Annotated in this window: 14 protein-coding genes; 4 read left to right on the top strand and 10 right to left on the bottom strand. The window is 43.3% G+C overall.

Annotated features, from left to right (window positions below; genetic code table 11):
- Positions 1-4: 4 nt before the first annotated feature.
- From HUK62_RS04010 to HUK62_RS03970, 9 genes are all read right to left on the bottom strand, one after another.
- Positions 5-772 carry a tRNA threonylcarbamoyladenosine dehydratase gene (locus HUK62_RS04010; RefSeq protein WP_010325913.1) on the bottom strand — a complete coding sequence of 256 codons (768 nt, stop codon included), beginning with the start codon at positions 770-772 and terminating at the stop codon, positions 5-7.
- 114 nt (positions 773-886) lie between these two features.
- The gene (gene acnA / locus HUK62_RS04005) at positions 887-3,640 is read right to left on the bottom strand and encodes an aconitate hydratase AcnA (protein WP_176537147.1); all 2,754 of its coding nucleotides are present in this window, start codon (positions 3,638-3,640) and stop codon (positions 887-889) included.
- A 146-nt stretch (positions 3,641-3,786) separates the two neighbouring features.
- On the bottom strand, positions 3,787-4,533 hold the full coding sequence (locus HUK62_RS04000) for an IS5-like element ISAba31 family transposase (RefSeq protein ID WP_004645384.1): 747 nt from the start codon (positions 4,531-4,533) through the stop codon (positions 3,787-3,789).
- A gap of 93 nt (positions 4,534-4,626) precedes the next feature.
- On the bottom strand, positions 4,627-5,442 hold the full coding sequence (locus HUK62_RS03995) for a TatD family hydrolase (RefSeq protein WP_171500530.1): 816 nt from the start codon (positions 5,440-5,442) through the stop codon (positions 4,627-4,629).
- Between the two features lie 12 nt (positions 5,443-5,454).
- The gene (locus HUK62_RS03990; protein ID WP_151835552.1) at positions 5,455-6,405 is read right to left on the bottom strand and encodes an RsiV family protein; all 951 of its coding nucleotides are present in this window, start codon (positions 6,403-6,405) and stop codon (positions 5,455-5,457) included.
- Between the two features lie 47 nt (positions 6,406-6,452).
- Positions 6,453-7,271, bottom strand: coding sequence for a hypothetical protein (locus HUK62_RS03985; RefSeq protein WP_151835551.1), 819 nt, complete (start codon positions 7,269-7,271; stop codon positions 6,453-6,455).
- 90 nt (positions 7,272-7,361) lie between these two features.
- Positions 7,362-8,951 carry a peptide chain release factor 3 gene (locus HUK62_RS03980; RefSeq protein WP_004692398.1) on the bottom strand — a complete coding sequence of 530 codons (1,590 nt, stop codon included), beginning with the start codon at positions 8,949-8,951 and terminating at the stop codon, positions 7,362-7,364.
- Positions 8,952-9,119: 168 nt separating this feature from the next.
- On the bottom strand, positions 9,120-11,198 hold the full coding sequence (locus tag HUK62_RS03975) for an EAL domain-containing protein (RefSeq protein ID WP_176537146.1): 2,079 nt from the start codon (positions 11,196-11,198) through the stop codon (positions 9,120-9,122).
- A 265-nt stretch (positions 11,199-11,463) separates the two neighbouring features.
- Positions 11,464-13,659 (bottom strand): carboxy terminal-processing peptidase, encoded by a 2,196-nt coding sequence (locus tag HUK62_RS03970; RefSeq protein ID WP_176537145.1) that lies wholly within the window; start codon positions 13,657-13,659, stop codon positions 11,464-11,466.
- Positions 13,660-13,900: 241 nt separating this feature from the next.
- Here HUK62_RS03970 and nagZ point away from each other — a divergent pair, with 241 nt between their 5' ends.
- Positions 13,901-14,917, top strand: coding sequence for a beta-N-acetylhexosaminidase (nagZ, locus tag HUK62_RS03965; RefSeq protein WP_176537144.1), 1,017 nt, complete (start codon positions 13,901-13,903; stop codon positions 14,915-14,917).
- Positions 14,918-15,075: 158 nt separating this feature from the next.
- Complete coding sequence (locus HUK62_RS03960; protein WP_176537143.1) at positions 15,076-15,951, top strand: class I SAM-dependent methyltransferase; 876 nt, start codon at positions 15,076-15,078, stop codon at positions 15,949-15,951.
- A gap of 58 nt (positions 15,952-16,009) precedes the next feature.
- Here the strand turns inward: HUK62_RS03960 and HUK62_RS03955 are convergent, their stop codons facing one another.
- On the bottom strand, positions 16,010-17,341 hold the full coding sequence (locus HUK62_RS03955) for an alpha/beta hydrolase (RefSeq protein ID WP_176537142.1): 1,332 nt from the start codon (positions 17,339-17,341) through the stop codon (positions 16,010-16,012).
- 306 nt (positions 17,342-17,647) lie between these two features.
- On the opposite strand from HUK62_RS03955, the gene HUK62_RS03950 reads away from it, so the two are divergent.
- Both HUK62_RS03950 and HUK62_RS03945 read left to right on the top strand, forming a co-directional pair.
- Positions 17,648-18,913: a glutamate-5-semialdehyde dehydrogenase gene (locus HUK62_RS03950; protein ID WP_176538444.1), complete on the top strand. Its 1,266-nt coding sequence runs from the start codon at positions 17,648-17,650 to the stop codon at positions 18,911-18,913.
- A 476-nt stretch (positions 18,914-19,389) separates the two neighbouring features.
- Entirely contained in the window at positions 19,390-20,607 is a 1,218-nt protein-coding gene (locus HUK62_RS03945; protein WP_176537141.1) for an acetate kinase, read from the top strand.
- The last annotated feature ends 11 nt before the right edge of the window (positions 20,608-20,618 follow it).

Genomic DNA, 20,618 nt, shown 5'->3' with positions numbered 1-20,618 from the left:
AGTATTATTGTTTCGCTTTCATTCCATCTAGTTTTTTCAACACTTCCGCCACTGCCACCATCGCAAAGCTTGAAGTCACCACCACCGCAGAACCATAGCCACCACAGCGTAGGCCTGCACTTGGACACACATCTGCGCTGGAAAATGGATTATCAATCGAATAGACACAGCTAATGCCGAACTTTTCTTTTGGTTTTTTACAAATCCCCATGCCACGCAACTGAGTTCGAAGCTTTGCTAACATGGGATCTTGTTCGGTTTTAGACAGATCAGCCACTCGGATTTTCAATGGGTCGAGCTTCCCCCCGGCTCCCCCTGAAACAATCAATGGGATCTTATTAAAACGACAGTGCAACATCAGTGCTAATTTAGCTTTGACGTCATCAATACAATCTAAAATTAAGTCTGGTCGATGTTCTAAAATTTCTTTGACATTTTCTGGGGTCAAATAGTCATCGATCAAATTGATTTTGATCCGTGGATTGATGGATCGACAACGCTCGGCCATCACTTCAATTTTTTCATGACCCAAGGTTGAGCTCATGGCTGGCAATTGACGGTTAATATTGGAAGCCGCAATCGAGTCCATATCAACCAGTGTTAATTCTCCAACGCCTGTACGCGCTAAAGCCTCGACTGCCCACGAACCTACACCACCAATTCCGATCACCATCACATGACTTTTTTCATAATATGAAAAGGCCTCGTCTCCATAAATTTTGGCTACACCAGCAAAACGGCGGTCATATTCATCATGTTGCAGATCAGTCATGCGTACATCTATATCGGTAAAATCGTGTTCATTTTACCTGAATACGACCTTGGATTGAATGTATCGCTACAAACAATAAAGCCCTGCTACTGACAGGACTTTATTACATTGAGATTAGGCTGCAATTAAATTACGCAGTACATAATGCAAAATACCGCCAGCTTTAAAGTATTCGACCTCATTCAAGGTATCAATACGGCACAACACTGTAAATTGGTCTTGGCTACCATCTTCTCGAAACACTTGAATTTCCAAGGTTTGATGCGGTTGGAGATCATCCGACAACCCATGAATCGAAAGCACTTCCCGACCTGTCAAATTTAAGAATTGGCGTGTTTGTCCATCGATAAATTGCAATGGCAATACACCCATACCAACCAAATTCGAACGATGAATTCGTTCAAAACTTTCGGCAATCACCGCTTTAACTCCCAATAAGTTCGTACCTTTGGCAGCCCAGTCACGTGATGAGCCTGTGCCATACTCTTTCCCAGCAATAATGATTAATGGCATATGTTGCTGCTGATAAAGCATAGAAGCATCATAAATCGGCAAGGTTTCTCCGGTTGGAATATAGATCGTGTTTCCACCTTCTTCACCGCCCAACATTTCATTCTTAATGCGGATATTGGCAAAAGTACCTCGCATCATCACTTCATGGTTCCCACGTCGAGACCCGTAAGAGTTGAAGTCTTTGGGTTCAACCCCTTGCTCTTGCAAATAGCGTCCCGCGGGGCTGTCTTTCTTGATATTACCCGCTGGGGAAATATGATCGGTGGTGACCGAGTCTCCAAGCACAGCCAAAATACGTGCCTGTTCAATATTGGTAATCGGTTTCGGTGGCTGATCTATCTCTTCAAAAAATGGCGGGTGGCGAATATAGGTTGAATTCTCTTGCCAAGCATAGGTCTGACTTTGAGGAATCTGAATCGCCTGCCATGCTGCATCACCATCAAATACTGCGGCATATTCTTTATGGAACATCGCGGTATTCACGCTCTGTAGCGCATGATTAATTTCAGCCTGACTCGGCCAAATATCCTTCAAGTAGACTGCTTTCCCATCTTTGCCTAGACCAATCGGTTGCGTGGTCAGATCTGTACGGATATTGCCCGTCAAACCATAAGCCACCACTAAGGGCGGCGAAGCCAACCAGTTGGTTTTCACCAGAGGATGCACACGCCCTTCAAAGTTACGGTTGCCTGAAAGCACTGAAGCGACATTGAGATCATGGCACTGTATGGCTTCTTCAATGGGTTCAGGCAGTGGTCCAGAGTTGCCGATACACGTGGTACAGCCATAGCCAACAAGGTTATAACCCAACTCATCCAAATACGGTGTTAAACCAGCCGCAGCCAAATAATCGGTCACTACTTTAGAACCGGGCGCAAGCGAACTTTTCACCCACGGTTTACGCTGTAGGCCTTTTTCAATGGCTTTTTTGGCAAGGAGTCCCGCGGCTAACATCACGCTGGGATTGGACGTATTGGTGCATGAGGTGATGGCTGAAATGACTACATCACCATGGTTCAATGGGTAAGACTTTCCATCAATGGTACAAGATGGCTCCTCATGCGGTAGATTGGCTTTTTTAGCTTCAACAGCTGTGCCACCGCCTTCATTTTCTAAACGCTCTTTGGCTTCTTTTGCTGGCTTGAGATTTAGTTCCATCAAATCATGAAAAGTTTTAGGTACATCTGCTAGCAAGACACGATCTTGCGGACGTTTAGGGCCTGCCAAACTGGCCTGCACTGTACTCATGTCCAAGCTCAAAGTATCGGTAAAAACGGGTTCATCACCTGCATTTCGCCATAAGCCCTGCGCTTTGCTATACGCTTCAACCAAATCAATCCGTTGTTGCTCACGACCTGTCAACGCTAAATAGGCCAAGGTCACATCATCAATCGGGAAGAAACCGCAGGTTGCACCATATTCAGGGGCCATATTGGCAATAGTGGCGCGGTCAGCCAAAGGCAAGTCAGCCAAACCATCGCCATAAAATTCGACAAATTTACCAACCACGCCTTTTTGGCGTAGCATTTGTGTGATGGTTAAAACCAAATCTGTGGCGGTAATGCCTTCATTGAGTTTCCCTATGAGTTTGAAACCGATGACTTCAGGAATCAACATAGATACAGGCTGCCCGAGCATCGCCGCTTCAGCTTCAATCCCGCCAACCCCCCAGCCCAGCACGCCTAAGCCATTGATCATGGTGGTGTGTGAGTCTGTTCCAACCAAAGTGTCAGGGAATGCAAAAGTTTGTCCCTCATCTTCGCCTAGCCATACCGCTTGAGCCAGATACTCTAAATTGACTTGGTGGCAAATCCCTGTCCCTGGCGGAACAACACTAAAGTTATTAAATGCAGATTGCCCCCAACGTAAGAACTGATAGCGCTCACCATTACGCTGCATTTCAATTTCGACATTTTCAGCAAAGGCATCTTTATCTGCAAAATGATCGACCATCACCGAATGGTCAATCACTAAATCTACAGGAGACAAAGGATTAATCAAATTCGGATCGCCCCCCGCTTGTGCCATTGCGGCACGCATGGCTGCCAAGTCAACCACGGCGGGAACCCCTGTGAAATCCTGCATCAGTACGCGTGCTGGCCGATATTGAATTTCCTGATCAGAGCTTCTGGTTTTTTGCCAATCGACTAGGGCTTGAATATGCTCTACTTTTACACTTTTTTGATCTTCAAAACGGAGTAAATTTTCGAGTAAGACCTTTAAAGACTTGGGTAATTGATCAATATTACCCAATGTTTGGGCGGCTTGAGGGAGGTTAAAAATTTGATAGGATTTTTCACCCACCATGAATGTTTGTAATGCATTGAAACTATTGATTTTGCTATATCTGGCCATTCGGTTGCCCTCTAGTATTGGCGAATTTATTTATTATGATGTTCTTTCTTTAATGTAAGCCTGTTTAGAAAAGAATGTGTTCCCTTTTGGTTATCTTATTTTTATCGAGATTAGGGTCTGTTGACATTTACTGTTCATAATTAACCCTATAAAGGTAGCCATAAAAATATACAGGCTAAAGCAACAGAACTTTGATAATTTCTTTTGAGCTTGTCATATCGAGTAGCTATTCCTCTAAATTGCTTTAATCTACAAAACATATTTTCAACTAAATGCCTGATTTTATATAAATACCAGTCCATATGGTCATTGTTCGATTGGCTATTTGTTTTCTTTGGTATATTCGCTTTAGTCCCTGTTTTCCTGATCTGTTCACGCAGTGGTTCTGAATCATAGCCTTTATCTGCACATACCACTTTTGTCTCTTTTAAATCTAATGTTGATATTAAATCAGGTGCAACTTTAACATCATGTGTGGTTCCATCGGTAATCATGAAATCAATAGGATTGCCATGTGCATCAACAATCAAATGTATTTTTGAGGAGTTTCCTCCTACACTTTTAGAAATAGATTGATTCGCTATGCCGGCAGAATGTTGATGAGCACGTACATGAGAGCCATCAATAAAAATCCACTCCATATCGGGGCATGAGGCTAGTAATTTGAATAATCTAAGTAACTTACCGCTGCTTGACCAACGATTAAAACGTTTGAAAATAGAGTTTGAATGACCAAAACAACAAGGAATATCTCGCCACGGACAGCCTGTTCTAATTCTATAGAGAATAGCTTCAATAAAATTGCGTAAATTTGAGTTGTGGTGAATGGATAAATTACGCAGAATAACTTTCAACTTTTGCCAGTGTTGATCTGTCAGCATGGTACGAGGCATAGCGAATAGTAAAATTGGGTTTGGCGATTTGATTTTACTACTTCGCTATTTTTTTAAGCTAAAAGTGTCAACACACCCTATTGTCTTATTCTTCTAAAATTTTAAATTCAACGCAGCCAATGAGTTCTGCCAGAGTTGAGTTGCTAACGACCGCTCAGACTGATCCAGTGTCTGTGCGAGACTCTCCAAAACATAAGGTAAATTTACCGGTGTATTGCGGGTGCGATGCTCGGTCGATGTTTGACAACACAACGGTGTCATATCTGGACAGTCCGTTTCAATCACCAAATGTTCGCTACCAAGTGCTTGCACCACTTGATGCAATTTTTTGGCATTTGGATTGGTGATTTGCCCTGTGACTCCAATTTTAAAACCGAGTTTGACCAAGGCCTTGGCTTCTTCCACCCCACCACTAAAGGCATGAGCGATACCACCGAATTTGAATTTTTGGGCTTTTAAAAGAGCAATGCTTTCTGCATGCGCTTTACGAATATGTAATAACACTGGCTTTTGATATTGCTGAGCAAGTTCCAGTTGTGCAGAAAAATAAGATTGCTGCTTGGCGAAAAGTGCAGGCTGTTTATGTTGTTTAAAAAAGGTGTCTAAACCAATTTCACCCACAGCTACGCAGTCCTGCTGCTGCAAAACCTGCTCTAAACGTTGTAAGTGTTCAGTCTGATGCTGTTCGATATAAAACGGATGTAAACCTGGGGCAAGATAAGAGCACGGAATATTCTCCCAGCTTTTGAGTTGCTGATGTGTCTGAATCAGCGTATCAAATCGTGATTCAAGAAAACCAATAAGGACCAGTGCCTCTACCCCAACATGTTTTGCTTGCTCGGCCAAATGTTGCCGATCAGTATCAAAATCGGCAACATCAAAATGAGTATGGGTGTCGAACAAAGGCAAGCTCATGCTTGATTAGCTCTTGGCTTCTGAAGCAGCCTGTACGCTCTGTTTGGCTTTGGGTAAATACTCAGGCTTTAAAATTTTCTGGAGTTGATCATAACCAAGAGTTAAGCGCGGTAAACCCACCACATAAGGGCCAATTTCATACTCGCCATATTGCAAAATCAGACCTTCAGTGCCCAAGTAATAATTGTTACTCAAACTAAACTTCCACGCTTGCTCATATTCATCGACATTGGTCGCTAACTTAGAGTCGACGACCCAAGTACGAAAGGCTTCATGCGCAACTCTATTTAACGCCGCCTTCTGATTCGGCAACAATAGATCATCCAAACTCACCAGCTTTTGCTGCTTCAAGTCAAAATTATAATAATGCTGTGACGATGAACCATGTGCACCGCCTAAGTAGCTACTGGTGTTCAATACCACCGTGGCCAAAGGATCTTTGGCATTTAGAATTTTAGGCTTAATCATCAAACTAATTTGATGGTTAGAACTTAAGGCTTTCAACTCTTGGTCTAAACCCAGAAAAGCAGCCAAATAAGGTTGAACTTGTTTCTCTAGTTTCAGTTTAGGGGTGATGACTTGGCCCACTACTGCAGGTTCAGAACTTGCCGCCACCGCACTTGATGCCGTGGTATCAGAACTGCTATGCATCGGCGAAATATCAATAATCTGCGATAAATCTTTCACAATTTGTTGATCAATAAAATCATCAATAAATGCTTGATTACTTTGCAAACGATCAATGTTTAATTCTGGGCAAGCATTGCCATCACATTCAGGTAATTCGAATTGTAATTTTTCTGTGTCACCGACCAGCTTTAAGGCTGTTTCTACCTCTGAAGCCGCTGTGGTTTGCGTTGCAGGAGTTTGAGGCTCTTTATCTTTTGGTTGGCAGGCTGTCAAACTAATGGCAGCTGCAAGTACGCTGATTGTAAATATTATTTTGCTTTTTAACATATATAACCTATTACTTTGTGAAGCCGGCTCTTGCTTTGGCCAATGCACTAAAACAACTGGGTATAGACATCGGCTTTTAATACCTGTTGAGTTTGTGCTTTCGTCAAATAAATATCAAGCTGAGTCCCATCTTTTACAATCTCATGAGTCCGGTAGTGTAAACCGATGCCCTCTTGGTCAAAGAACCAATCTGCTTGCCCCCAGTACAACTTCGCAGGTGCAGATTTTCTCACCTCAGGTTCTTGTTTCTTCAACCAGTCTTGATACGCTTTTTGCACCAACACATTCATCGCCAGTTGCTGTTTCGGGTGAATTAAATCTAATAATGCCACCGCTTTTTGATTTTTACGATCTGCAACAAAGAAATAATAACGTTCCTTAACATTTACATTCTCTTGATTGGTATCAACCCCAATTTGCATGAGCACAAACTGATTGCGCTGATACGGTATACGCGTATACATCGCCAAGCTATAAGCCTTGTTGGCCTTGAATTCGGCTTGCCATGTATCCGACTTTTTCACATAGGCATTAATAGCTTGCTGTAAGCTCATGTCTTGTTTTAAGCCAATTTGATCTTGAATCACGCGAGCCTGACTTTTGGCAATCCATTGGTTTAACCACGGATCTGCCGTTGTTAGACTTTGCAGATCTAATTCAATACAATTCTTGGTTTCACAAAATGGTTGTGCAATATCAGCCGCTTGTTGCTGAATATTTAAATATGGTAACACTTCAGCCTGCTCTGTTTTAAATACCGAGCTTTTGGCATCTGCGTCTGTTTCAGATTGTTTAGAGGAGTCACATGCCGTCAATAAGACAGTCAAACTCACCAATATTGTATAAATAGCCTGTTTCTGCAACATGCGTCTTCCATGAAATTCATGATTAAAATAAAGTATCTTGCATAATAAAACAGCTTCACGAAGAAGCTGTTTTATTTTTTAACATCCCGATTAGTGTTCGCGGGTATTGCGGAACACGATGTCTGGATAACGCTCTTGCATCAGTTGTAAGTTCACACGACTCGGTGCCAAGTAGGTCAAGTGACCACCACCATCTACCGATAGTTGGTCATGTGCTTTTTTCTTAAATTCATTGAATTTTTTGTCATCATCACATGACACCCAGCGCACAGTGTTAATGCTCACAGGCTCGTAGACGCAGTCGACTTTGTATTCTTCTTTCAAACGGTATGCCACCACTTCAAACTGAAGCACACCTACCGCACCGACAATCAAGTCATTGCTATTTTGCGGCATGAAGACCTGTGTTGCACCTTCTTCTGAAAGTTCTTTTAAGCCTTTTTGTAACTGCTTCGATTTCAATGGATCTTTCAAACGTACACGGCGGAACATTTCAGGGGCGAAGTGCGGAATACCCGTAAATTGCAATTTTTCACCTGAGGTGAAGGTATCACCAATTTGAATCGTACCGTGGTTATGTAAACCAATAATGTCGCCCGGCCATGCTTCTTCTAGATGCTGACGATCACCAGCTAAAAAAGTCAAAGCATCACTAATACGCACATCTTTATCTAGACGCACATGCTTCATTTTCAAACCTTTTTCATATTTGCCTGAACAAATACGCATAAAGGCAATACGGTCACGGTGTTTCGGGTCCATATTGGCTTGAATTTTAAAAACAAAGCCAGTAAAACCCTCTTCAGTTGCTTCAACCAAACGATTTTCTGTTGGGTGCGCTTTAGGTTCAGGCGCATAGTTGCTAAATGCATCTAACACATGGTCTACACCAAAGTTACCTAATGCTGTACCAAACAATACAGGCGTTTGACGACCCGCAAGGAACTCTGTGCGGTCTAAAGGCTCATTGGCCATTTGCACCAGTTCTAGAGACTCTTCAAATGCCGCCCAAGCCAACTCACCGACTTTTTCACGTAAGTCTGGATAGTCATAGCCATCACGGACTTCAATTTCGGTAATGGTTGAACCAAAACCTGCTTTATACACGTAAAACTTTTCTTCGATCAGGTTAAACACCCCAGCGAAGTCACGACCTGTACCAAGCGGCCAAGTAATCGGCACACATTTGATTTTGAGAACGTTTTCAATTTCATCCAACAGCTCTAAAGGCTCACGGATTTCACGGTCCATTTTGTTCACAAATGAAATGATCGGTGTGTCACGCATACGACACACTTCCATCAGTTTCACGGTACGATCTTCAACACCTTTTGCACCATCGATCACCATCAAAGCTGAATCGACCGCTGTTAAGGTACGATACGTATCTTCAGAGAAGTCTTCGTGTCCCGGCGTATCGAGTAGGTTGATCATCTTGTCTTTAAAGGGAAACTGCATCACAGAGGTGGTGATCGAAATACCACGTTCTTTTTCCATTTCCATCCAGTCTGAAGTCGCAGCACGGTCCGATTTACGGCTTTTCACCATACCAGCAATCTGAATAGCTTGTCCCCACAACAGCAATTTTTCTGTCATGGTGGTCTTACCAGCATCGGGGTGGGAAATAATCGCAAAGGTACGACGCTGCGCAACTTGCGCTGCTAATTCATTTTTAAACATAAATTAAATCTGCAATTGATCATAGCCCTCATGATCGATACGACCACAAAGTCCTATAAAAGAAATTCTAAATTGGGCTAATTGTATCCGAATACCGCTTGAGCTTCTATTGTCTTTTATCAAGCGAAGCGAGAAAGCACCACACGCCAAAGCGTTTCAATGAGTGGCTTAATTGAAATAAGTTGACGATGTGTACTCAAACTCTTCTAAGCGCTTAACATCCATAGGCATACCCAACAAATAGCCTTGTAATTGCTGACAGCCTAAACGCGACAAGATTTCCATTTGTAGGGGACTTTCTACACCTTCTGCTGTCACGACCAAACCCAAGCGAATCGCCAGATGAACAATACTTTCTAAGATCATTTCATCTTTTGAACCAACGGTCAGCTCATGAATAAAGCCACGATCAATCTTCAACTCATCCACAGGAAGATTTTTTAAATATAAAAAGCTGGAATGTCCTGTCCCAAAGTCATCAATCGCCAAACGAATTCCCATTTCACGTAACCGCTGTAAGGTACGAATGCTGCCTTCGATATGGTGCATGGCCGTACTTTCAGTGATTTCAATAATTAAATGGTTTGGGTTGACCTTGTATTTATCAAAAAGATGCTCAAGATTATTAAATAAATGCTTATGCTCAAACTGCACCGCTGATAAATTCACGGCAATCGGATACAGTTCAATTTTCTCTCGTTCCCAAATTTGTAGTTGTTTACATGCTTGCTCCAAAGCCCAATACCCCATTTGGATGATCAGCCCCGTTTTCTCCGCGCCTTTAATAAACATATTGGGGGTCAGCAAGCCTAAAGTCGGATGCTTCCAGCGAATCAGCGCCTCGACTCCACAAATCCGTTGATCTTGGATGGTAAATTTAGGCTGGTAATACAAAACAAACTGTTGTTCTTCTACGGCTTTATATAAGTCATTGATTAGCTTAGTTTGGCTTTTCGCTTCTTGTTGGTCAAAACTGTAGTTAAAAATAGAATAGGTATTTCTTCCCTGATATTTTGAGGTCAGCATCGCTGCATCGGCATTAATCAGTAAATCCTGCAAATTACTGCCATGCTCAGGATACATCGCAATACCAATACTCGCAGACACATTGATTTCTTTACCCGCAATCAAAAAGCTATCTTGAATCAACTCCAGCACGTGCTCCGCCATTTGGCACGCTTGCTCTGGAGTGGCCTGCTCCAGCACCATCAGAAACTCGTCCCCACCAATTCTGAGAATTTTTTCATTTTTACTTAAGTGGCGATGAATTCGTGTGGTCAGTTGAACCAATAATTGATCCCCAACATGATGCCCAAAGACATCATTTACGGCTTTAAAGCGGTCTAAATCGATATATAAAAAGGCAATGCTTTCATTGCGGAAGCGTTGATCTGTAAACAAAAAATGGGCGTATTCCGCCAAATACAATCGATTGGGCAGCTTGGTTAAATTGTCCTGTACAGCCTGATTTTCCAGCTCTTTATTGGCCAGAGAAAGTTGAATATTGCGCTCTTCTAAACGCTGCTCCAGCACCGCAACAACAAATGCTGCCACCAAAATCAAACAGGTAATAAAGATAACAACAAATAAAACGATGCTTTGACCTGCTTCAAGGGTCATGACCAGTTTGTCACTATGGGTTGGATAGAACGAGACTGCTAGCATGCCGGTATAATGCATGCTCACGATGGTCAAGGCCATCATCCCTGCAACATACCATTGGTACAACAGTTTCTTACTGACTGCACTTTTATATTTAAAGATCAGCCAAAAGGTTAAACCCGAGCCACTAATCGCAATCAAGATAGAGAAAACTGTCAGCAAGGGATCATAAGCACTCTGATAGCCCTCAATAATCAGCCCCATCATGCCAGTATAATGCATGCCCGAAATACCAAGCCCCATCAATACCGACCCCAAAACCAATCTTAAAAAAGGTAAGGTCTGACGCGAGGTCAACCAAATTGAAAAAACAGATGCAATAAAAGCAATAAAAAAAGAAAGAATTGTCAGTGCAGGGTCAAAATAACTATGCGTCGGCAAATCACAAGCCAACATACCCACAAAATGCATGGCCCAAATGGCACAGCCTAAGAAAAAACTACTGAGTAAAATGAGCGCTGTTTGAAATTTTTTACGCCAAGCACGAAATAATAAGCGTTCGGTCGACACTGCAAAAAAACACGCCAACAATGCCACAACAATTGAACCTAATACCAAACTAAAATCGTAATGCACATGCATCATATAAAGTGTCCGTATTAATTGCTCTTTTTCTTCATTTATATATCCTTTTTATCAAAGGCGAAAAGCATTGCTACCCGATTAAGAATCTTATACAAACAGGTTCAGGTCAAGAAAAAAACATAGAAATCTTATTAGAATTTATAGATTTATTTTACCTTAAAGATCGGTTTGGTAACCAGCCAAACCCGTATTTGTGTTTCAAATCACAATTTAAATAAAAAGCCAGTCGAAACTGGCTTTTTAATACATTGCGTCAGAGATTAAACTATTTTGCAGTGCCTTTTTGCAACTTGGCATAATCTAATAAGACATTTGCAGATTCAGTCACAAATGCTTCCTCTTCAGGCAATGCAGGACGTTGATTCGCTTTCATTTTAGCGCGTGCTTCAACCAAAGCTTCCATAGAAGCTTGATAGCTTTCCCAGTTTGCATAAGGCTTTTGTCCTGCAATCTGACGGCGCTTGTTTTCCGAGTCTAAAGTCTGTTTTTCCAGTGCCAACAATTCAGCTTTACGTTGATCAATATCTAAAACCACACGTTTTTGATCTTCGGTCTTTTTCGAGATTTCTTTACGCTGTTCAAGATAGTTAAACTGCGGGTCGACTTTAACGCGTGCTTGCGACAACTCACCTAAACGTTTCACATACGGTGCAATACTGCCTTCACGTTTAAACGGTGCAGTTGGAATGGTGTCCCACTCAAGCGCATTTTTCGCTTTACGCTCACCAAACTCTTCATTGTAAATATCTACCAGCTTCACGTCTGGAATCACGCCTTTGTTCTGCGTACTGCCACCCGTTACACGGTAAAACTTACGTTGCGTTAGTGTCGCTTGACCATGCGCCAAGTTGTCGAGCTGAACTTGTGCGGTTCCTTTACCTGTGGTGGTGCTACCAATCACAATGCCACGTTCATAGTCTTGAATCGCAGCAGAATAAATTTCGCTTGCAGATGCAGATGCTAAATTCACCATCACTGCCAATGGACCCGCATAGGTTTGCGCACCATTGTCATCGTCTTCGAAAACGCTCACATTGCCATTACCATCTCGAATTTGCACCACAGGACCTGACTTAATCACCTGTCCAAGCATGCGAGCCACTTCTTCAAGCGAACCCCCTGGGTTATTACGTAAGTCGATAATAATCCCTGAGACATTCTTGGCCGCTAAAGTTTTCAGCGCATTGTTGGTATCTTCAGATACAGAGCGATATTCTGTGCCCGCACGACGTGCACGATAGTTCAAATAGAAAGACGGAATTTCAATCACACCAAAGGTGTATTGTTGTCCATCACGCGCTACATTCACGGTACGTGAACGTACCCCAGCATCTTCTTCTTGAATGACGTCACGGGTAATGGTCACATTACGTGCTTGGCTCATCGGCGCACCTGAACCGAGTAACCGTATGGTAACTTTGGTACCACGTTTACCACGGATTAAGCCCACAATTTCATTGCTCGGCCAACCGATCACATCCACCATTTTTTCGCCATCTTGCGCCACACCAATGATGCGGTCGCCCGACTTCACCTGTCCAGACTTGCTCGCAGGACCACCTTCCACAATGGTTTCGATTTTGGTGTAGTCTTCATTGCCCCGTTCAGGTCGAATCGACACCCCAATCCCTTCAAGCTGCAAAGTCGTCTGACGGTTCAATTCCATTGCATCGACAGGTGGGAAATAGTTACTGTGCGGATCATATGTAAGCGTCATTGCATTGAGTGTTTTGTCTAACACATCATCGCTTTTCACGCGTGAAATACGTTCTAACTGGCGCGTATAACGTTTGGTTAAAGTCTGTACTGGGGTTAAATCTTCCGAGCTAGTGAGATCTTGTCCATTAGCCAATTCTGGGTTGGCTTTAAGCGCTTTTTGCTTCGCTAACTCTTCTTCTTTGCTGATGGTCAAATTAATCAGCTGCGAAACCAACATTTTGTTCCAATGCTGACGTTGCGCCGCTTCATTGGTAAAATATGGTGCCTTTTCACGATCCGTTTCGATATAAACGTTGGTTTGTTTTAAATTCTGCGGCTTTTTCAGCTCATCCAGCATATAGGTATAAAACTGGGTCAAACGATCTCGATACTGTGCATGAATCGCATACGGTCCACTTAAGTCACCTGCTTTTAAAGCTGCACCTAAGTTTGAGCCATATTTACGCTTATAACTCTCTACTTCAGAGGCAAGAAACAGCGAATGGTCTGGATCTAAACTGTCCAGATAGAAATCGAGAATACGTGCCGATGTTTTCGCATCTAAACGTTGATTGAGATAATGTTGACGGTCAACCAAGGTCGCCAGTTGACGAGACACCAAAGCCTGCTCCTGCGACGGAACAATAGCTTGTTTGGTTACAGCGGTAGTTTCAGTCGCTGCAATGGCTTCATTAATGGCATGAGTGAAAAAGAATCCACCCGTTGCAATTGCAACCGCACAAGCAATGGTTTGAAGTTTCATAAATAATTCTTAGTTCCTTGGTTTTTGACCAAAATTACAATGTCATTTTTCGACATGAATTGAGAATATTCAAAATCTTAAACAACTTAATCTGTTTATGTCGTGTAGTTTTATCATAATCTGTGCTGACAAAATGTAGCAAATCATTGCAAAATTCGGGTATTGTTTTCAACGACCTGTTTCGCTCACCTTTCAGAGCCAAAACAGTCACTGACCAAAAAATCAAATACGGACACCCAATATGATTGGCGCATTGATGCTCGACATCGCAGGCACAGAACTTACTCAAGAAGATATTGCACTATTACAAGCACCGCAAGTCGGTGGCATGATTTTATTTGGACGAAATATTGAATCTCCTGCACAAGTTCGCGCCCTAACCGACCATATGCGCCGAATTCGTCCTGATATTTTGATTGCTGTCGATCAAGAAGGTGGACGTGTGCAACGCTTAAAACAGGGCTTTAGCCTACTTCCAGCCATGGGTAAGTTTGGCGAGCTATTCTTAAGCGAACCTGAAAAAGCCTTAAGCTTGGCAGAACAATCTGGCTGGTTGATGGCGACAGAAGTGCTTGCCGTCGGTATCGACTTTAGCTTCGCCCCTGTACTCGATTTAAATGACATCAGTGATGTGATTGGTGACCGTGGCTTTGCCAAAAATATTCAAGACATCGTACCGCTGGCCAGTGCATTCCTAAAAGGGATGAAAGCCGCAGGCATGGCATCGACAGGCAAACATTTCCCCGGTCATGGTTCAGTCAAAGCAGACTCGCATGTCGCAGCAGCCATCGACTCACGCACATATGATGAAATCTATGCCAAAGATATGCAGACTTTTATAAAACTGATGCCACAGTTGGATGCACTCATGCCTGCACATGTGATTTATAACCAAGTCGATCCAAACCCAGCAGGTTTTTCACCGTATTGGATTCAAACCGTTCTACGTCAACAACTGGGCTTTGATGGGGTCTTATTCTCAGATGATTTAAGCATGCAAGCTGCATGTGTTGCAGGCGGTGCAGATGCACGCATTCAAGCCGCACTCCATGCAGGCTGTGACATGGGACTGGTATGTAATGACCGAGCAGCCGCATGTGTAGCCTTGGAGGGGATCAGCCAACTGGCGCTGCCAAACCAAGCTCGCTTAGAACGCATGCGTGGTCAGATTCCAAATATCAGCGTTCAGTCGAAGCTGTATTTAGGTGAAGATTGGGCCAAAGTACGCGACCAAGTGGAACTGTTTAGATTAAGTTAAGCACTTCATCTTTGACCATTTCAACCGCGATATTTCGGACAAAGGGACATCACAAGATGTCCTTTTTTCATTATGATAAACTCAAAATAAATCAACAGGCTTGCTCTGCATTGCCCAAACAACAACGCTAAAATAACAAAATATCAGGTACGGATACCATGACAGATGCTTTATCGGCTCATCGCCATATCTCTTTTACTGCGCACTATACAGGTTATATTTGGTATAGCATGGGCATCTCACATCCTGTATTTGCCACCCGCAAAGGAAAGTTACTGGCCAAACTGGTACATCCACTCGAAAGTTGGGCCGAGAAACACGTCGGTGGTAGCATGCGCACCACCTTAAAACAGCGTCATCAAATGATTGATGACCACCTCAGCACACTAATCCAGCAGCATCCAAACTTACAAGTTTTAGAAATTGCCAGTGGCCTGTCCCCACGCGGCTGGAGCTTTCGCCAACAGTATCCTGAGATTGACTATCGTGAACTCGACTTACCAGACATGGCACAAATGAAAACTCAGGCCTTAAAACAGATCGATCAGACCAGTCCAACGGTTCTCTCCGCCGACTTATTTAGCGCAGATTTTGCCCGTGCCTTTGAGGTGTTTGACCCAAACCGCCCTTTGGTGGTGGTGAGTGAAGGTCTGATCAACTACTTTAGCAAAAACATGCTCGCTCAACTGTTACAAGGCATTGTCCAATACGGACAGCAGTCTGATCAGTTATATTATCTGACTGACCTCTACCCTGAACCTGTGAAAAATAAGCTGGCTAATTTTATCTGGAGCAGTAGCAAGCTTTTAAAATGGATGTCTCGTAGCGCCTTTGGCTTTCACTTTGTCAGTCCGCCTGAAGCGGCTCAGTTTTTCAAACAAGTAGGCTTCCACACTGTTACCGTTCACCAACCCACTTTAGCTTTCAATAGCACTCAGTCTGACACTTCAAACTTAGATCAGCAGGATCACTTAGGCGACTTGGTCTGGTTGATACATAGCCAATGGCAAAAGCCCAATCAACCCGAGCAATAAACTTAGTCCCCATAAAAAAACAGCGATGACACGCTGTTTTTTTATTTTTGACTTTCACTTAACTCACGGCTTCGAGCAACGTCTGTTCTTGTTTCTGACGCCCCACAAAGCGAAGCAGTCGCTCCGCGAGTTCAAAACTGCCATGTTTAAATAAGGCACGAAGGTGCGGTCCATCTTCGGCAAAAATTAAACATTCAATCTGAAACTCGCCTTCGTCATCGCTCAAGTGCAAAGCTAAATCACGCGGATATTTAGCCGCCACAGCAGCCAAGTCTGACTCAAAACGTAAAAGCACCCCAAAGTAGTTCAAATCCATCACTTCTGTCGCAATCACCAAATCCGAATGGCGATAGCTTAAAAAGGTTTCAGGGTGTTGAATCTGAACCCGCTCTTCACCACGGCGCTCCATTTCCAACATTTGTGCTCGACTAAAGGGGATAATCCCGTCTAAGTGTTGAATGGACTCGTCCTTCAGAAACGTCGCAAACAAATGCATGGTTTCTTTACGGCGTTGTAGCTGTGGCACATGGTCTGCATTGGCAATTTGCGCATATTCCATGTCAGGACATTGCAATGCAAAATTGGCATTTTCATGTGGCAAAGTAAAACTGTCATATTGGCCACAGGCCACCAAGACTTTACACTGTGGAATCGGCACATCGGTGAGGCGAAGCAAACGATTGCAGTTGATTTCATAGCGCTCTTGTTCTGTTGCGGTAAACTCCGCCATCTGTCTGAAGAACAAACGCTTGGCTGTGGGTGACATTCTGGTTTTATCCATTTTGGCATGATTGACCAAATACAAAATCACGGCCTGACCAAACTCATCCATGCGTTGTTCACGCATTAAATGTAACGATTCCTCCAGCAACATCCGCCAGCTTTTACGGGTCTTTTGCATCACACCCATTAAAATCATACGGTCAATCAGCTCTGGTCGTTGATCGGCCAGACAAGATGCCACCACTGAGCCCAGTGACATGCCCATCACTGAAACTTTGTCTAATCCTTCAATGTCGAACCAAACACCGAGCATTTTCGCGAGATCACCCAGTTCTAATGTTCCTGCAGACAAGCCCGTATCGATATTACGAATTTGTTGATTGGCGCCCATTGAAGGCAGATCAATCAGGACAATCGGACCAGCATCGAGCAGTTGCTCAACGCAGTATTTGTAGGAATTAAAGTTTTGAAATGCCCCACCGATAATCACGATAGGCGTGCGATGGAATGACTCTGGCCGAGCAATCGCCATGTATTCGACTTTCCAGCCCTCAATCCATGTGGTTCGTGCAGGTTCTTTAAAGCTGTTACGATGGTAAACATCAAAAAAACCTAAGCGTAAATTAGCGTCATACAGCTCGGCATCCCTTTGAATCATAGAATTCATGTTCCTTCCCTCTACTCTTGCCTATACTTTTTGTTTTGCAAGAAATGCACGATCACGCCTGTCAACGATAACAGGGTGTTCAGTGTTGTAATAATTATGCAAGGACTTCATGTCCTAAAATTCATTCTATACAGAGCACTGTTTTACACGCAACAGATTGTGTAACCGCTCATCATGTTTTAGATAAAAAACAATTTCAAAATATGTATAAGTCCGCCTATACGCTGGATTTTTCATGTAGAGACTATGCGGTCGAGTGTTAGGCTGTTACTATCTTCTGTGAAATTTCTAAGTGATCAAACCGCTATGCAAGAGTCGATTGAACAATATATGCAAACGGTAGGACAGCAAGCACGTCAAGCTTCTCGTATTTTGGCGCGTGCCTCTACCGAAACTAAAAACAATGCGTTGTCAGCTATTTATACTGCTTTAGTCAACAGTGAGCCCACTATTTTAGCGGCGAACCAAGCAGATATGAACAAAGCGCACAGCAACAACTTAGACAGTGCTTTACTTGATCGCTTAGAACTGTCTCCCGCACGCTTTAAAGGCATGTTGCAAGGCTTAAAAGATGTGATTGGCCTCAAAGATCCTGTCGGTGAAATCACCGACATGGCCTATCGTCCGTCAGGAATCCAGCTCGGTAAGATGCGCGTTCCTTTAGGCGTGGTTGGCATGATTTACGAGTCTCGCCCAAATGTGACCTTAGAAGCCGCCTCTTTAGCACTGAAGTCTGGTAATGCCATTATTTTACGTGGTGGTTCTGAAGCGCTCGAATCCAATAAAGCCATTGCTGAAGCTATCCAACGCGGTTTAAAACTGGCGGGTTTACCTGAACATGCGGTTCAAGTCATTAACACCGCAGACCGCACAGCCGTGGGGCAACTGATTACACTCACTGAATTTGTCGATGTGATTGTTCCACGTGGAGGCAAAGGTCTGATTGAGCGTATCAGCAAGGAGGCCCGCGTCCCGGTGATTAAACACTTGGATGGGAACTGTCACGTTTATGTTGAAGCACAAGCTGACCTACAAAAAGCCCTACCGATTGCGCTCAATGCAAAAACTCACCGTTACGGCGTATGTAATGCAATGGAAACTTTGCTGGTCGATGAAAAAGTCGCAGATGAGTTTTTACCGCGTGTCGCTGAGCTCTACACTGAAAAACAAGTGGAGTTGCGCGGCTGTGCTGAAACTCAGCGCATTCTAGGTACAGCAGTCAAAACGGCGACAGAAGAAGATTGGTACACCGAATACCTCGGTCCAATTTTAGCAGTGAAAGTGGTGTCTGGTATGGAAGAAGCGATTGAGCATATCAACAAATATGGCTCACACCATACTGATTCGATCATCACCGAAAACTACTCTCTAGCCCGCGAGTTCTTGGCTGCTGTTGATTCGAGTTCTGTCATGATCAATGCTTCGACCCGTTTTGCCGATGGTTTTGAATATGGCTTAGGTGCAGAAATTGGCATCTCAACTGATAAAATCCATGCCCGTGGCCCAGTCGGCTTAGAGGGCCTGACTTCACAAAAATGGATTGTGTTTGGTGATGGTCAAATTCGCCAATAGCGCGTCCAACTCATTTTAAAGCATGATGCTCAGCCCTCTTAAGAGGGCTGAGCATTTTTATATCTAAACATTCTCTGCCTCTGCGAATCCTTAAAATCTAGAGGAAATCATGCTTTTTTGATGGTCACGTTGATTGCGCATATGATTATGTGTGGACTTAAAATGAAATATCAAAAATAAACAGGAACGCCACAATATATTCAGCTCTTTTCAGCAGATAACGTGTTATTTTTAAAAGGTTGGAGCTGATGAATAATTCAGCATCATTTCATGAATAAATGAAAATCATGAGCCGATAAATTTTAATTATTATTCATCAGACGGTCGATAGTGCTTAAGTCTAATCACCTAAAGTCTATCTTGGACTAAAAATATACACATGATACAACATAAAAAATGATCAAGATTGCATAAGAACGTACTGCATGAAGATCAGTTCTAGGACGGATAATTCAATTAGAATCAGGTATTAAAACGTGTCTACATCAGTATTAGTAATTAACTGCGGATCTTCATCAATCAAATATGCGCTCGTTTCTGAACGTCGTGAAGATCGTATTTTCGGTTTAGCTGAGAACTTAGGTTCTGCTGACGCTCGTATCAAAGGCATTACAGCGGGTGGTCAACCCCTTGAATTGTCTATTCCACATGCCGATCATGAAAAAGCATTGGAAACCATCTTAGAACGCCTTTCACATTATAACCCTCAAGCCATTGGTCACCGCGTAGTACACGGCGGTACATTGACCAAAGCTGAACTTTTAACAGAAGAAATTGTAGAACGCATTCGTGCAGCAACACCACTTGCACCATTACACAACCCTGCGCATTTGGTTGGGATTGACGCCACGATGCGTTTATTCCCAGAGCTACCACAAGTGGCTGTATTTGATACAGCATTCCACCAGACTATGCCTGCACATGCTTACCGCTATGCTGTACCAAAATTTTTATACACTGAACACAATGTCCGCCGTTATGGCTTCCACGGCACGAGCCATGCTTATGTGTCTGAACGCGGTTCAGAACTGGCTGGTAGCTTCAAACAAGGGGGCTGGTTAACTGCACACTTGGGCAATGGTAGCTCTACTTGTGCAATTTGGAATGGGCAGAGTGTCGATACCTCAATGGGCTTAACTCCACTTGAAGGTGTCGTGATGGGCACACGCAGTGGTGATGTCGATCCAAGCTTACATAGTTTCCTTGCTAACAACCTAGGCTGGGACATTTATAAAATTGATAAAATGTTGAATAGCCAATCGGGCTTACTCGGCCTATCTGATCTTTCGAATGACATGCGCACTTTGATTGAAGCCTCAGAACAAGGCAATGAAGATGCGACTTTAGCCATTGAAGTGTTCTGCTACCGCCTCGCAAAATCATTGGCTGCGCTGAGCTGTGGTCTACCACGTCTTGATGGCTTGTTCTTCACGGGTGGTATTGGTGAGAACTCCGCATATATTCGTGAAAAAACAGTCGCTTTCCTACCGCACTTTGGTTTTAACTTGAGTAAAGAAGCCAATGACAGTTTAAAACGTGGTACCGAAGGTCGTATTGATACAGGTACAGGCCCGCAAATTTGGGTTGTACCGACCGATGAAGAAGGCCGTATTGCCAAAGAAACTGCATCCGTGGCCGATGAGGTGATTCAAACTGCTGCAAAAAAGTCTGAAGACAATGTAGTGATCGCTTAAGCGGTCGCTAC

Origin of the sequence: Acinetobacter sp. NEB 394 (assembly GCF_013374795.1) — a bacterium.
Lineage (GTDB): Bacteria > Pseudomonadota > Gammaproteobacteria > Pseudomonadales > Moraxellaceae > Acinetobacter > Acinetobacter johnsonii.
The sequence above is the reverse complement of the archived record's forward strand: the minus strand, read 5'-3'. Positions and strand labels throughout refer to the sequence as shown.

What these genes read in the sequence shown, in the direction of transcription:
- HUK62_RS04010 (WP_010325913.1), bottom strand. Translation starts at nt 772, where the DNA reads ATGACTGATCTGCAACATGATGAATATGACCGCCGTTTTGCTGGTGTA.
- acnA (WP_176537147.1), bottom strand. Translation starts at nt 3,640, where the DNA reads ATGGCCAGATATAGCAAAATCAATAGTTTCAATGCATTACAAACATTC.
- HUK62_RS04000 (WP_004645384.1), bottom strand. Translation starts at nt 4,533, where the DNA reads ATGCCTCGTACCATGCTGACAGATCAACACTGGCAAAAGTTGAAAGTT.
- HUK62_RS03990 (WP_151835552.1), bottom strand. Translation starts at nt 6,405, where the DNA reads ATGTTAAAAAGCAAAATAATATTTACAATCAGCGTACTTGCAGCTGCC.
- HUK62_RS03985 (WP_151835551.1), bottom strand. Translation starts at nt 7,271, where the DNA reads ATGTTGCAGAAACAGGCTATTTATACAATATTGGTGAGTTTGACTGTC.
- HUK62_RS03980 (WP_004692398.1), bottom strand. Translation starts at nt 8,951, where the DNA reads ATGTTTAAAAATGAATTAGCAGCGCAAGTTGCGCAGCGTCGTACCTTT.
- HUK62_RS03975 (WP_176537146.1), bottom strand. Translation starts at nt 11,198, where the DNA reads ATGATGCATGTGCATTACGATTTTAGTTTGGTATTAGGTTCAATTGTT.
- HUK62_RS03970 (WP_176537145.1), bottom strand. Translation starts at nt 13,659, where the DNA reads ATGAAACTTCAAACCATTGCTTGTGCGGTTGCAATTGCAACGGGTGGA.
- nagZ (WP_176537144.1), top strand. Translation starts at nt 13,901, where the DNA reads ATGATTGGCGCATTGATGCTCGACATCGCAGGCACAGAACTTACTCAA.
- HUK62_RS03960 (WP_176537143.1), top strand. Translation starts at nt 15,076, where the DNA reads ATGACAGATGCTTTATCGGCTCATCGCCATATCTCTTTTACTGCGCAC.
- HUK62_RS03955 (WP_176537142.1), bottom strand. Translation starts at nt 17,341, where the DNA reads ATGAATTCTATGATTCAAAGGGATGCCGAGCTGTATGACGCTAATTTA.
- HUK62_RS03950 (WP_176538444.1), top strand. Translation starts at nt 17,648, where the DNA reads ATGCAAGAGTCGATTGAACAATATATGCAAACGGTAGGACAGCAAGCA.